This is a genomic window from Streptococcus ictaluri 707-05, from assembly GCF_000188015.2.
Lineage (GTDB): Bacteria > Bacillota > Bacilli > Lactobacillales > Streptococcaceae > Streptococcus > Streptococcus ictaluri.
The window spans coordinates 202,714-215,012 of record NZ_AEUX02000005.1 but is presented as its reverse complement, the minus strand read 5'-3'; the positions used below and the strand labels follow the sequence as shown (position 1 = coordinate 215,012).

General features: G+C 39.6%; 12 protein-coding genes and 3 pseudogenes. 7 read left to right on the top strand and 8 right to left on the bottom strand.

Annotated elements, in window-relative coordinates; translation table 11 throughout:
• Positions 1 to 59: 59 nt before the first annotated feature.
• From STRIC_RS04335 to STRIC_RS04320, 4 genes are read left to right on the top strand one after another with little or no spacing between them, the layout of a single operon-like run.
• Positions 60 to 860 (top strand): amino acid ABC transporter ATP-binding protein, encoded by an 801-nt coding sequence (locus STRIC_RS04335; protein WP_008088091.1) that lies wholly within the window; start codon positions 60 to 62, stop codon positions 858 to 860.
• The gene (locus STRIC_RS04330) at positions 857 to 1,672 is read left to right on the top strand and encodes a transporter substrate-binding domain-containing protein (protein WP_008088175.1); all 816 of its coding nucleotides are present in this window, start codon (positions 857 to 859) and stop codon (positions 1,670 to 1,672) included. Before STRIC_RS04335 ends, STRIC_RS04330 begins: the two co-directional genes overlap by 4 nt.
• A gap of 13 nt (positions 1,673 to 1,685) precedes the next feature.
• Positions 1,686 to 2,387, top strand: coding sequence for an amino acid ABC transporter permease (locus STRIC_RS04325; RefSeq protein WP_008088381.1), 702 nt, complete (start codon positions 1,686 to 1,688; stop codon positions 2,385 to 2,387).
• A gap of 15 nt (positions 2,388 to 2,402) precedes the next feature.
• Entirely contained in the window at positions 2,403 to 3,050 is a 648-nt protein-coding gene (locus tag STRIC_RS04320) for an amino acid ABC transporter permease (RefSeq protein ID WP_008088583.1), read from the top strand.
• Between the two features lie 94 nt (positions 3,051 to 3,144).
• Here STRIC_RS04320 and STRIC_RS04315 read toward each other — a convergent pair whose 3' ends face one another.
• Genes STRIC_RS04315 through STRIC_RS04305 form a run of 3 tightly spaced genes read right to left on the bottom strand, consistent with a single transcriptional unit; the run spans position 3,145 to position 6,546 of the window.
• Positions 3,145 to 4,149: a DUF3114 domain-containing protein gene (locus STRIC_RS04315; RefSeq protein ID WP_008088111.1), complete on the bottom strand. Its 1,005-nt coding sequence runs from the start codon at positions 4,147 to 4,149 to the stop codon at positions 3,145 to 3,147.
• 56 nt (positions 4,150 to 4,205) lie between these two features.
• On the bottom strand, positions 4,206 to 5,447 hold the full coding sequence (locus tag STRIC_RS04310) for an AMP-binding protein (RefSeq protein WP_008088401.1): 1,242 nt from the start codon (positions 5,445 to 5,447) through the stop codon (positions 4,206 to 4,208).
• On the bottom strand, positions 5,431 to 6,546 hold the full coding sequence (locus STRIC_RS04305; protein ID WP_008088255.1) for an acetyl-CoA C-acyltransferase: 1,116 nt from the start codon (positions 6,544 to 6,546) through the stop codon (positions 5,431 to 5,433). Before STRIC_RS04305 ends, STRIC_RS04310 begins: the two co-directional genes overlap by 17 nt.
• Positions 6,547 to 6,748: 202 nt before the next feature.
• On the opposite strand from STRIC_RS04305, the pseudogene STRIC_RS04300 reads away from it, so the two are divergent.
• Positions 6,749 to 7,611, top strand: a pseudogene (locus STRIC_RS04300) (IS982 family transposase).
• Between the two features lie 104 nt (positions 7,612 to 7,715).
• On the opposite strand, the gene STRIC_RS04295 reads toward STRIC_RS04300, so the two are convergent.
• From STRIC_RS04295 to STRIC_RS04280, 4 genes and pseudogenes are all read right to left on the bottom strand, one after another.
• Positions 7,716 to 8,426: an MIP/aquaporin family protein gene (locus tag STRIC_RS04295; protein ID WP_008088146.1), complete on the bottom strand. Its 711-nt coding sequence runs from the start codon at positions 8,424 to 8,426 to the stop codon at positions 7,716 to 7,718.
• Positions 8,427 to 8,439: 13 nt separating this feature from the next.
• Positions 8,440 to 8,814, bottom strand: a complete 375-nt coding sequence (gene dhaM / locus STRIC_RS04290) for a dihydroxyacetone kinase phosphoryl donor subunit DhaM (RefSeq protein ID WP_008088620.1) — start codon at positions 8,812 to 8,814, stop codon at positions 8,440 to 8,442.
• Positions 8,814 to 9,389: a dihydroxyacetone kinase subunit DhaL gene (dhaL, locus tag STRIC_RS04285; protein ID WP_008088494.1), complete on the bottom strand. Its 576-nt coding sequence runs from the start codon at positions 9,387 to 9,389 to the stop codon at positions 8,814 to 8,816. The genes dhaM and dhaL overlap by 1 nt, the downstream gene beginning before the upstream one ends.
• Positions 9,390 to 9,399: 10 nt before the next feature.
• Positions 9,400 to 9,678: pseudogene (locus STRIC_RS04280) on the bottom strand (dihydroxyacetone kinase subunit DhaK); the annotation flags it as partial.
• A gap of 61 nt (positions 9,679 to 9,739) precedes the next feature.
• Here STRIC_RS04280 and STRIC_RS04270 point away from each other — a divergent pair.
• Positions 9,740 to 10,845, top strand: a protein-coding gene (locus tag STRIC_RS04270) for an IS3 family transposase (RefSeq protein ID WP_156033570.1) whose coding sequence is annotated in 2 segments (ribosomal slippage) — positions 9,740 to 10,016 and positions 10,016 to 10,845 — 1,107 coding nt in all. Because the reading frame shifts where the segments join, the coding sequence is not laid out codon by codon here.
• Between the two features lie 50 nt (positions 10,846 to 10,895).
• Here the strand turns inward: STRIC_RS04270 and STRIC_RS04265 are convergent.
• Positions 10,896 to 11,615: pseudogene (locus STRIC_RS04265) on the bottom strand (dihydroxyacetone kinase subunit DhaK); the annotation flags it as partial.
• Positions 11,616 to 11,765: 150 nt separating this feature from the next.
• On the opposite strand from STRIC_RS04265, the gene dhaS reads away from it, so the two are divergent.
• Positions 11,766 to 12,299, top strand: a complete 534-nt coding sequence (gene dhaS / locus STRIC_RS04260; RefSeq protein ID WP_008088171.1) for a dihydroxyacetone kinase transcriptional activator DhaS — start codon at positions 11,766 to 11,768, stop codon at positions 12,297 to 12,299.

Sequence of the window (12,299 nt, the reverse complement as noted above, 5' to 3'; positions counted from 1 at the left end):
AAAATAAGACACTCATTATTATGTCAGAAAATATAACATAATTCACAAAGGAGACTCTTATGCCACTTATTGAATTTAAAAATGTTGAAAAGTACTATGGTGATTTTCACGCACTAAAAAATATCAATCTCAGTATCGAAAAAGGACAAGTTGTTGTTCTATTAGGGCCTTCTGGATCAGGAAAATCAACCTTAATTCGCACTATCAATGCTCTTGAAACGATTGAAACAGGAGGCTTGAAAGTAGACGGTATTGAGTTGGTCAACGCTTCATCAAAAGATTTGGTGCAGCTACGTAAAGAAGTAGGAATGGTTTTCCAACACTTCAATCTTTACCCGCATAAAACTGTGTTAGAAAATGTAACGTTAGCCCCTATCAAGGTTCTTGGTCTATCAAAGGCAGAAGCTATTGAAAGAGCAGAAAAATACTTAACCTTCGTTAACATGTGGGATCGAAAAGATTCTTTCCCTTCTATGCTATCTGGTGGTCAGAAACAGCGTATTGCTATTGCACGCGGATTAGCTATGACCCCAGAACTCTTACTCTTTGATGAGCCGACTTCTGCTCTTGATCCAGAAACCATCGGTGATGTTCTTGCCGTTATGCAAAACCTTGCTGCTGATGGGATGAACATGGTGGTAGTGACGCACGAAATGGGCTTTGCGCGTGAGGTGGCAGATCGTATCATCTTCATGGCTGATGGTGAGATTTTAGAAGATACTACAGATGTAGCTGGCTTCTTTGATCATCCTAAAGAACCTAGAGCTCAACAATTTTTAAGCAAAATTATCAATCATACTAGCGACCGCGTTCAAGCTAAAAAGAAAGAGCGTAAACAAGCAATGGAGGCTAAGATATGATGAGAAAAAAAACCATTTTAGCCTTTTTGATGGCTTTTTTCGTCTTGACTTTTTCTCAGGCTAAAGTCCATGCCGATTTAAGCCACCTGTCAAATACTAAAGCTATCAAAGATGTTAAAAAATCAGGCGTCCTTCGCGTTGGTGTCAAACAAGATGTTCCTAATTTCGGCTATTACAGTGCTGATAGTAAAAGTTATGAAGGTATGGAAGTTGATATCGCCAGAAAAATTGCAGCTTCTTTGAAAGTCAAACCAGAATTTACGGCTGTTACTGCTCAAACCCGTGAAGCTCTCTTGGATAACGGGCAATTAGATATGATTATCGCTACCTATACCATTACACCAGAACGTCAGAAAAACTATTCCTTTTCAAAGCCTTATTATTTAGATGAGGTCGGTTTTTTAGTTAATAAAGACAGTCATATCACATCCATCAAAGACTTGGATGGTAAAGTCATCGGGGTAGCTCAAGGTTCCACTACCAAAACAGCTATCGAAGCCTATGGAAAAGAGCATGGCCTTAATTTTTCCTTTACGCAACTAGGTTCCTACCCAGAACTGGCTATTTCCCTATATTCAAAACGTATCGCTGCCTTTTCAGTTGATAAATCGATTTTGACAGGTTATACCAGCAAGAAAACCAAAATTCTAACAGATGGCTTTAATCAGCAAGCCTATGGGATCGCCAGTAAAAAAGACAAGCATGACTTGACACGTTACATCAATAGCCTAATTAACCAATGGTCCAAAGATGGGACTTTAGATAAAATTTATCGCACCCACCATCTCAAGCCAGCTAAAGCAAAACATTAAGAAAGGAGCACTTATGACGATGACACTGACAACAAGTCCATTTGCCTTGTCAAGATGGATAGCCTTCTTTGAGCACTCTAGCTTATTTGTTAAAGCCTTTGGCTACACCTTAGCTATTTCTGCCTGTGCACTCTTATTAGCACTTCTATTAGGTACGATTTTTGGTGCTATGTCTTCAAGTAAACACAAAAGCTTACGCTTTTTAGCTCGTATTTATGTTGAAGCCTATCAAAATACCCCCTTACTGGTTCAATTTGTCTTTATTTATTATGGATTGGCTATTATCTCAGATAGCTATATTATGATATCAACCTTTATGACAGCTGTTCTTTGTGTGGGAATCTATCACGGAGCCTATATCGCTGAGGTTATCCGTTCTGGTATTGAAGCTGTTCCAAAAGGACAAACCGAAGCGGCTTTAAGTCAAGGATTAACCTATTATCAGACCATGTCCATGATTGTGCTTCCACAAGCCTTACGCACCATTTTACCTCCAATGACCAACCAAGTCGTTAACTTGATTAAAAACACCTCTATTGTCGCTATTATTTCAGGGGCAGATATTATGTTTACAGCTAAAGCCTGGGCTTATGATACGACTCATTACGTCCCTGCTTTTGCTGGCGCTGCCCTACTTTACTTCACCATGTGCTTCCCGCTAGCTACTTGGGCAAGACACAAGGAAGAAAGTAATAAAAAAACCTACTCTTTATAGGAAGGAGAAAGACGCATGTCACACTTATTCACAACTACAAATCTTTCTTTTATCTTAGAAGGATTAGGCTTGACCCTTTACATTTCCTTTGTTTCCATTCTCTTATCAACCTTGTTTGGTACCTTATTGGCTGTTATGCGAAACGGCAAGCAAAAATTTCTTAGAATCTTAGCTAGCATTTACATTGAATTTGTTAGAAATGTTCCCAACCTCTTGTGGATATTTATCATTTTCCTTGTTTTTCAAATGAAATCAACTCCTGCTGGTATTACCTCATTCACTGTCTTTACTTCTGCGGCTTTAGCTGAAATTATCCGTGGTGGCCTAAATGGCGTGGCTCATGGGCAAACTGAAGCCGGGCTGTCACAGGGAATGACTCATCTTCAAGTTTTTGTCCATATCGTTTTTCCACAAGCTTTTCGTAAGATGTTACCAGCCATTATTTCTCAATTCGTAACGGTCATCAAAGACACCTCTCTTCTTTACTCCGTTATCGCTATTCAAGAACTATTTGGAAAAAGTCAAATTCTTATGGGACGTTACTTTGAAGCCAAAGAGGTTTTTGCTCTCTATCTCCTGATTACAGCTATTTATTTTGTTATCAACTTTATGATTTCACTCTTTTCAAGACGCTTGGCGCGTAAATGGGCTCAAGCCAACTAGTGTGCCTTTTCTGAGAGAGTCTCATATCATTTAAAATCAAACCCACAAGCTATCTGCCTTACGTCAAAGGATTGATAACTTGTGGGCTTTTCTTTTATAACCAGAAAGAGGACTGTCGACATGCCTTGATTTGCTTTTTAAACTTTTTAACTTCTTTTTTGACTAAGCTAAAGCTACTGCGATTACCTCTAGCATAAGGGCTTTTTTTGTTAAAATAGGACAAGTCATAGTCAGTCAGATGACGCCTAAACCACTGTTTAAAAACACGACTAGGAGAGCGATAGCCCTTTGATAGTTGACGTCTAAATTCCGGGTCGTGTCGTCTAATAGGATCCACATCTAAATCCCAATGCCTTGGGCCATCTGTTCCAAAGTTAAAGGAGGCACCATTGACCACTCCTTTTTCTGTTACTCTCTCACCATCGACTTCATTTAGGAAGTTTCCTTGACTATCTAAAATAAACTCCGTGTGAAAATCAACTAAAACTTTAATGTTATAAGAAATCTCATGATCTGGAAATACAATGCTATCCTTATCAATTTTTAGCTTATTATGTAATCTAGCCGAATCCATCAAACTATAATCCGGCTTAGACCTCCAAAAGGCGGGACCCTTTTTAGGGCTTAAAAACTGAGCCAAGGCTTGGGCATCTGTCATCTGTTCTGTTTTGAAACGATGACGAATATACTGAGCTTGCTGACTAGAAATCACATAACGAAACTGATGCAAGCGTCTTTCCAGTTGACCAGGTCTTCCTAAAGTCCTTTCAGGAAAGGCACGATCAACCAAGCTTGAAAATTCAGACCAAAAAGGGTGATCTGGAGCTAAATCAGGATGAAAATGTGTGAGCAACTCTTGTGTTTGTTCCAAATCTCCAGATAGTTCTATGGGCATGCGAGCTAAATTGAGCACTAATCTTAGAGCTTCTTTGGGATTTTTGAGTTCTAGCTCACGTCTCCAGATATGAAAAAAAGATGGGGAGCCAAGGCGCACATCAATCAAGGGAGTCTTTGATAAAGTCTTTAAGCTAGCAACTGAAAAACCTGCTTTTTCAAAGCCTTTAAGAGCCTTATAACGACTCATAATATCTTGACCCATAGCTTACCTCCATTTTTTTGCCCTTATTATATCATATTCATGAGTTAAAACCTTACTCAAAGCAATTGAGTCAAATACTTATAATCGACCTTTCCACTATCATTCAGAGGTAATCTTTCTAATAAAAGGTAGCGTCTTGGACGTTCTGCTGGACTCAAAATAGTCTTCAGAAGTTCTTTAACACTTGCTAGACTGACATTTTTCCTTAAGACAAGACATAAGACCAAGTGTTCTTCCACACTATCTTTACCAACTACCATAGCTGCTAGATCTACTATCTGAGGTAATTGCGATACTTTTTCCACAAGTGACGGTAAATAAGATTTGAGACCATATTGATTAACCCAATCTTGGTCACGTCCTTTTAGAATCAAATCTTTTTCAGTCCACTCTCCAAAATCCCCTACACTATAAGGTAAAGAAAGACCTTCCACCATATAGGGGCTATCCACATAAATCTTGCCATCGCGGAGGGTAAGGTTAACGTCCGAAAAAGGCTGTCCCACTAATCCTTTTGTCGCTAAAACCTCTTTTCCATCGCACCAAGTCACATAAGACAACTCGCTAGCTCCATAAAAAATGAAAATACTTAAACTAAGGCATTTGTGGTAGTAAGTTTTTAAAATTTCTTGTGGCATATGCTGGGAAGAAGTAATGAGGTAACGCCCTGTCATACTTATTTTTGTCACGTAAGGCAAAAGTCGCTTTAAAAAACTAGGCAAAAGATAGAGATGCGTGACCTTACGTTCTTGCCAAATTTGAGTCCAGGCTAAAAAAGATGGTTGCTGACACAAAATCAAAGTACCACCCAACCATAATTGAGTCAAAGCTAGATTTAAATTACCTGTGAAACTAAGGCTACCATAGCAAAAAAGGCGACTATCTCGACTAAGCTTAAAGACTCTCTCTACTTCACAAAAAGCTTGAGACCAAGAGGACCAAGCTCGCCAAAATACTTTAGCCACTCCTTCAGTACCGGAACTCAAGACACCAAAATCAGCCTTTTCAGGGATTTCACTAAGCTTAGTAGGTAAAATATTAGTATAGGAGGTTCTAGGGATACTTGGGTGTAAGATAAGTGGCTTGGTGCCTTGCTTGAGACAGGCTAAAAAAGACAACAATTGCCTAAGAGGACAACTATCATGAATAGGCTGAATTTGATTCGTGATTTCCTGATCACTGCCACTGCTTAACTGTTCAAAGAGTTCTTTGTAAGTCAAACTCGTCTGCCCATAACTAATAGCGACCTGATCAGGTTGCTGTCTTGCCCAATAAGCTAATTTAGCAATTATTGGCACTTCCTTTCATGTATTCAATCAAAATAGCAAATCCCTGTCCACCCGCGGCAGCAATTGCTGCTAATCCAAAGCGTCCTTTTTTGTATTCTAGAGCTTTCATAAGATGCAAAACATTTATAGCTGCAGACGCTCCAAAAGGATGGCCATAAGCTAAAGCGCCGCCAAAAATGTTGTAGTTGTCAAGAGATTCTGGAAAGTGGTGTTCAAAAAGACTATCCATGACAGCAAAAGCCTCATTCCACTCAATCGCTGCTATATCAGACATGCTTAGCTTTTGTCGCTTCAACACTTCTTGGCTGGCTTTCAAAATCATTAGTGGACTCTTTTGAGGATCTCCAGCCAGGGTCACCATATCACAAATACGAAAAGCTGACTTCTCTTTTCCTAGAATGAGAAAAGCTGCAGCATCATGGGTCAAGCAGGCATTTCCAGCACTAATGACTGTTTTCGGTCCTAAAATAGGAGGAATTTTCCTTAGCATCTTCTGGCTTATTTTAGCTCGAATGCCCTGGTCTTTCTTATTAACAAGTGACATGATTAAACTATCTAAGACACCTTCTTCTTGAGCCTTAATGGCTTTTTGATGACTAATAAAAGCCTTGCTATCTAAGTCCTCTTTAGTGAATTGATAACGCTTTGCAACTTCTTGTGCACCTCGAAACATGACGAGGGAATCCCAAAAATCTGGTGAAAATTGAGCCACACGGTAAGCCCCTTGACGATCATCACCTAGTGCATAGCGTCTCTCAGGTTGTAAAGAAGAGCTTTCGATTCCTCCGACCAGCACGCGCTCCGCCAAGCCAGCTTTTATGTTAGCGTAACCTGTCTGAATGGCTGCTCCAGCTGAAGCACACTGCATATCAAGCGTTACCGCAGGGACTGTTTGAGCTAAGTCAGAGTATAAGGTCATTAAACGACCTATATTCCCGCCAGTTCCTAGCGCATTACCACAGATAAGCTCATCAATAGCTCCTAGTGCTTGCCTTAATAATTGGTTAATGAGCTCCGCCCCTAAATGTTCTGGTCTGGGCTTGGCAAATTGTTTGCCTTCAATACCAATGGGGCTTCTTAAGCCAGCTTGAATATAGACTTGAGACAATATATCTGTTCTCCTTTTAGCCATGTAATTATAAAATGAAAAGTTTTTCAACCTTATAAAACGAAGAAATACAAAGTTGTCACCCTTTTTGTTTTATGTAGTTAACTATATTATACCCGTGGTGCTAGTTAATCTCAAAATACAATAAAAAGCCCAAAAGGACTATACTGTAAGTGCCTACACAAACAGGAGGTTAGTCCAAATGAGCCACTTACAGTATACAGCTAAATCCCATCACTTACAATGGAATATGCATCAATTATCAAAAATTTGTTCTCAGTTTTATCAAGATTATTGTCCGGAAGACTTCAAACACCGTCGTAACGTCTGTCTGTCCAAAGTTTCAGACCAATCTCTTCTAGTTTTACTGCTATTACAAGCTGAACTAGGTATTAAATCACAACGTCACTTTTATAGGATTTGTCAGCTATTTCCCTGCGGTACATTACTAGAAAGAAGTCGCTTTAATAGGCGTGCAAGACAGTTGATTTGGCTGGTTCAAGTGATTCGTCAGGCAATGAACACTCAAATTTCTCCCAATACCATTGTTATTATAGACAGCTTTCCTTTGCCACTTTGTCAATCTATTCGTAACCACAGGGTCAGACTTTTCAATGGGATAGCTAATATTGGTTACACCGCCTCTAAACATATGTGGTTTTACGGTTTTAAGGTTCACATGCTAGTGACCTTATCAGGCTACATTCTGAATTATGTTGTCAGCCCAGCCTCTGTTCATGATATTAAGGCAGTTTACGAGTTGCTAGAAAGGTGTGAACAATCCGTCATTTTAGCAGACTTAGGTTACCTTAACCGTGAGCTGAAAGATGAGTTGAAGCAAAATGGCTATCACCTCTGGACTCCCTTGCGTCAAAATATGGAAGGGGCTAAACAGCATAATCATTGGAAACTAATGGCTATGAGACGAACCATTGAGACTAGATTTTCAGAACTTTGTCCCTTTTTGATATGGAACGAACACTGGCTAGGGGCATGACAGGGCTGCAATTGAGGATTGAACAAATCATACTAGCTTACAATTTGAGATATTTTGAAATTAACTAGCACCATGGGTATATTATACTAAAAAATAGAGCTTCAAACAGAGCAATCCTAAAAAACACCTTTTAAAAACAAAAAAAGAGTTGATATCAACTCTTTTTTGACTGCTACATCATGTTTAAAACCATTTGGTAAATCAAAGCACCTACCACTCCGCCAAGGATTGGACCAAGAACTGGAATCCAAGCGTAAGACCAATCAGAATCCCCTTTATTAGGAATTGGTAAAATAGCGTGCATGATACGAGGACCAAGGTCACGAGCTGGGTTAATGGCATAGCCAGTAGTTGCTCCAAGAGAGAAACCTACAGCTACTACTACCAAGCCAACGATAATCGGACCTAAACCAGCAGATACCTTACTTGGACCGATAGCCATAACCGTAATTACCAAGACAGCGGTCCCCATAGCTTCACCTAATAAGTTTGACCAAGTGTGGCGAATGGCTGGACCAGTTGAGAAACAAGCTAAGATAGTCCCTGCATCTTTGGTTTCTTTCCAGTGTGGGAAGTAATGTAAGTAAACAGCTAATGCCGCTAGCATAGCTCCTAAGAATTGAGCTAGTAGATATACCCCTACTTGTGACCAAGCTAGTGCGCCTGTAGCTGCCATGGCAAGAGTCACAGCTGGGTTCAAATGAGCACCACTCATGAAACCACTGACGTATATTGCTATGGTTACTGCAACACCCCATCCCAAAACGATGGTAATCCATCCACTGTTTTGTGCCTTGGTTTTGTTTAGGATACAAGCTGATACTATCCCATCACCTAACAATACAAGAATAAATGTCCCTAACAATTCTCCAATAAAGTTCATAATAATCTCCTTGCTATTTATTAATAGCTAATTCTTGCAATTGACTTAAGATGGCTTCTTTATCAGCACCAGCCTGAATTAGAGCTGCTGCTGTGTAGGCACCTTCAACGATTGGAACAACATTCAGAATGATCTCTTTATCAGAAAAGTCAGAAACCATCTCAATGTTCATGCGAGCTGAACCAAGGTCGAAAAAGGCTAAGAGCTCATCTTTTGGATTTTCCTCAACGATAGCTTGAACCTGATCAAAGCTAGTACCGATACCGCCATCTTCTGTGCCACCAACATAAGTAATGGCTACATCTGTAGCGACTTCTGAGATAAGATCGACCACACCTTGAGCAATATTCTTAGAATGCGATACAATAATAATTCCTAAATCTGACATTAAATCACCTCTGCTTCTATCATAGCTTCAAATAAGAGACCTGAAGAGAATGAGCCTGGATCAATATGACCTACAGAACGTTCACCAACATAAGAAGCGCGTCCCTTAGTTGCTTGGATTGCTTTGGTTGCTAGAACCATTTCTTCCACAGCATCTTTTATGAGTGTTTCTTCTTTCAAGGATTTGATGACTGGAGTCCATACGTCCACCATGGTCTTTTCGCCCACTTCTGCCTTACCGCGTTTTTGAACCATATCAATCCCCGCTTGCAAGGCGTCTGCTAAAGACATCTGATCAATAGACTTAGACAGTCCCATGAAGGCAGAGACATAAAGAGGTCCAGAAGCACCACCTACTTTTCCTAAGAGTTGCATAGCTACTACTTTAAAGACATCTGAGGCATTCTCGAATGTTTTCCCTTCAAGATTTTCCATCACAGCAGCCATACCACGAGCCATGTTACCACCATGGTCTCCATCCCCAATAGGAGTGTCCAATTGACTCAAATAATCTTTATTCACTTGAATCTTTTCATTAAAAAGTGTCATCCATTGGATTGCTTTTTGCGCTTGCATCTTCTCCTCCTTACCATGCTGGGATAGTAACTGCTGATTGAAGCGCTTCTACCCACATCTCATCTTCTAGTTTAATTAAAGTTAATGACAAACCTGCCATGTCAATTGATGTCATGTAATCACCAATTTTCTTGAAGCTTACTTTAACACCTTTTTCAGCCAGTAAGTTAGCCACATCATTAGCAAAAACATACTGTTCCATCAAAGGAGTTGCCCCTAAGCCATTAATCAAGACACCATAGTTTTGACCTTCTGTTAATTCAAAACTATTAGCTAATTTTTTGAATAGGTTACACTAAACTAGACAGAATTTATAAAGTGTTCTACACTAAAGAAAATAGGAGAATATTATGTCTAGAAAAATACGTCGCCACTTCACCGATGACTTTAAGCAACAAATCGTTGACCTTCACAATGCAGGGATGAAACGAAGTGAGCTTATCAAAGAATATGAGTTAACCCCATCAACCTTCGATAAGTGGGTACGTCAGGCTAAAACAACTGGTTCCTTTAAAACTATTGATAATCTTACAGATGAGCAGCGTGAACTGATTGAACTCCGAAAGCGTAATAAAGAACTCGAAATGCAGTTAGATATCCTAAAGCAAGCGGCGGTGATTATGGCACGAAAAGAGAAGTAATCACTGCTAATAAAGACAAATATAGCATTTCAGCCATGTGTCGTTGGTTGAACATTCCTCGTTCTAGCTATTACTACAAGGCTGTTAAACCAGTCTCTGAAGCGGAACTTGAAGAAAATATCAAAGCTATTTTTCTCGAAAGTAAGGCCAGATACGGGGCTAGGAAAATCAAGAAATGTTTGGAAAATGAAGGCATCCAGCTGTCTCGTCGTCGGATTCGTCGCATCATGCACAAACTCAACTTAGTATCCGTTTATCAGAAAGCAGCCTTCAAGCCACATTCAAAAGGGAAGAATGTGGCAGCTATTCCTAATCACTTAGCCAGACAATTTCATCAAGAAAAGCCTCTAAATGCTTTAGTAACAGACTTAACCTACGTTCGTGTCGGTAATAGCTGGGCTTATGTTTGCTTGATTATTGATCTCTTCAATCGTGAAATCATCGGTTTGTCAGTTGGTTGGCATAAGACCGCCGAATTGGTTAAACAAGCGATTCAGAGCATCCCTTACGCTCTGACCAAGGTCAAGATCTTCCATTCTGATCGTGGGAAGGAGTTTGATAATCAGCTGATTGATGACATGTTGGAAGCTTTTGGAATCAATCGTTCTCTAAGCCAAGCAGGCTGTCCCTATGACAATGCGGTAGCTGAGAGCACCTATCGCGCTTTCAAAATTGAATTTATTCATCAAGAAACCTTTCAGTCACTGGAAGAATTAATCCTTAAAACGAAAGATTATGTGCACTGGTGGAATTACCATCGCATTCATGGCAGTCTCAACTACCAGACACCCATGACATGGAGATTAATTGCTTAAAGAAAAAAGCACTTTATAAATGTTGTACAGAAAAGTGTTGCCTTTTCATTTTCAACCAATTCTTTTGCGAGGACAGCTGAAGATTGTAATTTTTCTTTTTTATAGCCTGGCTCGCCATGGATACCCACACCGTATTCAAACTCGTCATCTTCCAAGACAAAGCCTGGTTTACCCACTTCAGGAACGGTTGCCCCTGATAAAGCTAGTCCAATGGTTTTAATATTTGGAACCAAAGCATCTGCTAAGGCTTTGATATCTGATAAAGATTTTCCTTCACGCGCTGCATGCCCTAGAATCTTATGCACAAGAATGGTTCCAGCAACTCCTCGGCGACCTTGAGTATAAAGGCTATTTTCAACAGCAATATCATCATCTACCACAACGCTAGCGACATCAATCCCTTCCATCTCAGCTAATTCTTGAGCCATTTCAAAGTTCATGATATCACCAGAGTAGTTTTTAATAACCATAAAGACGCCAGCACCTTCATCTGCTGCTTTAATCGCTTCTAAAATCTGGTCAGGTGTTGGAGATGTGAAGACAGCTCCACAAATAGCTGCTGACAACATGCCTTCGCCGACAAAACCAGCATGAGAAGGTTCATGGCCAGAGCCACCACCTGAAATAATACTCACTTTTCCTGATTTATCAGCTTTACGCACAATGACATCAAAGCCATCTAAGCGTTCCACCAAATCATCATGCATAAAGGCTAATCCTTTTAACATATCATCAACAATCTGTGTGGCATCGTTCATAATTTTTTTCATCTCTGTTACCTCCAATTTTTGTTTACGCTTTCATTATAGAAAACTTTTGCTTGAAAGTTAAGGGACAAAACTTCAAATATGTCCCTTTTCTTTGTCAAAAAGCTTTGATAAGGTATAATGGCAGAAGATCATTAAAAGAAAGGATAATAGATGGCAACTTCTCTCATCACCAAAAAAACAATTGCTAAAGCCTTTAAAAAGCAAATGGAGATAAAGAGCTTTGACAAAATTTCAGTTGTGGATATTATGGATCAAGCTCAGATTAGAAGACAAACCTTCTACAATCATTTTGTGGATAAGTACGAGCTTTTAGACTGGATTTTTGAAACCGAACTGCAAGAACAAGTTACCAATAACCTCAATTATATCAGTGGTTTTCAACTATTAGAAGAATTGCTCTTTTATTTTGAGCGTAATAAGCCTTTTTATGCCCAACTCTTTGATATTAAAGGACAAAATGACTTTTATTCTTACTTTTGTGACTACTGTCAAGTGCTCATTAACAAAATTATTTCCGAATACCAAGGTCAAGGACTCTTACAAATGAAGCCTGACTACCTTGATTTTCTCACCCGATACCATGCTAGAGCCCTAGCTGATATCATCAAAAACTACATCGCTCAAGGGAATCAGCCGCCCTCTTTAGACCATATCAAGCAGATTATTATGACAAGTATTCAGTAA